General features: G+C 53.1%; 1 protein-coding gene. It reads left to right on the top strand.

Going from position 1 to position 1,668, the window contains the following annotated elements:
* Positions 1-1,668: CARDB domain-containing protein (locus tag IQ256_RS29160; protein ID WP_193859170.1), on the top strand; the 1,668-nt coding region annotated here is incomplete at both ends.

The following is a 1,668-nucleotide window of genomic DNA, read 5'->3' as shown; positions in this document are numbered from 1 at the left end:
TTGTTCTAGATGAAAGTGTCTCGCAGTCAGAAGCAGAAGTCCTCGCTGACCTAGAGGCGATCGATAGGATGCTGCTCGGCTCAACGGATATCGAGCAAGCGCTATCCGAAGTACAGCAGTTTGCACAACAGAACCGCTTCAACCCTGGCATAGACCCGCTGACCGGCTCAGCCTTTGCGAACCAGACTTACAGCGCTGCTCAATCCCTAGCGCAAGTGGTAGAGTACGTTCAGACCAGCGGCCTACCTGACTTGACCGCTACGGTTGGTGAGCTTACTCTTAGCGAGACTGCCCTGCCTGGAGAAAGCGGCAGACTAGAGATCACGCTGAACAATCAAGGCAACTTAGGCACCCAGCACCCAGTCACACTCAAAGTATTTGCTCAGCCGCAGGGCGCGTCCAATAACGCCGTTGAAATCGGTGAGATGGGCTTTGGCAGTTTGAAGCTAGAACCCGGTAAGTCCAAGACGGTATCCGCTGCTGTCGAGCTGCCGGACGACTTTGCACCCGGTGAGTATAACATTCTAGTTGCGCTCGATACGGCGAACAACGTCCCAGAAGCTGACGAGACCAACAACGTTGTCGTAGCGGCCTTCACCCAAACTGTCGCCTGGCAGTTTGGCAACATCGATGGCAGCAGCCGGCAGCTATCGCTCAGCAATGCAGACGGCGATCCGGTCCGCTTCAAGCTGAAAGGCGATGGCTACGGAGAAGTCACAGAGCAAGGCGGTGTCAAACATCTTGCCCTCTATGGCACCACAGATGAAAGCGAAGTCAGTATCCAAGCCGACGGCAATGGCAATGTCATTGGAGACGTCACCGTCAATGGCGACCTGAAGCAGTTCTATGGCACCAAGACTGACCTGGAAGGCGACTTGGTCATTACAGGTAGCGTAGATCGCATCGTTCTAGATGATGTCAGCGACGCGCAGATTCTGATTGGACCGGGTGAAGATGCTGAACACGTAGCCGATATCAAACTAGACCAGGTCAGCAACCTATCGGTCATTTCTCAAAGTCGGATTCGTGGGATTAGTGCAACCAGCTGGACTACGACTGAAGGGGCGGCTAGCTTGGTAAAAGCGCCTGAGCTGAAAAACCTGAATGTTAGATACGATTTCGACGCCGATATTGAAATTGCAGGTGAGCTAGAGCGGGTGAAAGTGAAGGGTGCCTCGTCAGGCATCTGGAAGCTAGGTCAAGTAGACAAGCTAGATCTAGATTCAACGACCGCAGACTGGTCGCTGGCAGTAGCGGGCGAACTCAACAAGTTAGACGTTAAGCACGATCTATTAGGGACAGTTAGCGCCAGTGATATCAGGCGCGTCTTCGTACGCGGCGATATGACCAACGCAAAAGTGCTTGTGGGCAGTGATCTCGGCCCAGATGGACAGGTTGGAGGTGGTGACGATACGTACGGTAGCGGTGAGCTAAAAGAGTTTATTGTCTACGGTGATATTCTCTCTTCTATCGTCGGTGCTGGCTTAGATCCGACAGATGCTAGCTATGTGAACGGGAATGAACAGCTGGTGCCAGCGGGCGTCATCGGCAAGGTAGACGTCAGAGGAACCGTCTCAGACGATTCTCTGCTGGCGGCAGAGCAATTTACCAAGCAGGTAAAAATTGAGCGACAGACCATCGACCCTGAGTTAGATAGTAGATTCCTCA

Source organism: cf. Phormidesmis sp. LEGE 11477, from assembly GCF_015207105.1.
GTDB lineage: Bacteria > Cyanobacteriota > Cyanobacteriia > Phormidesmidales > Phormidesmidaceae > Phormidesmis.
Note: the sequence above shows the minus strand (reverse complement) of the source record. Positions and strands in the feature narration are given on the sequence as shown.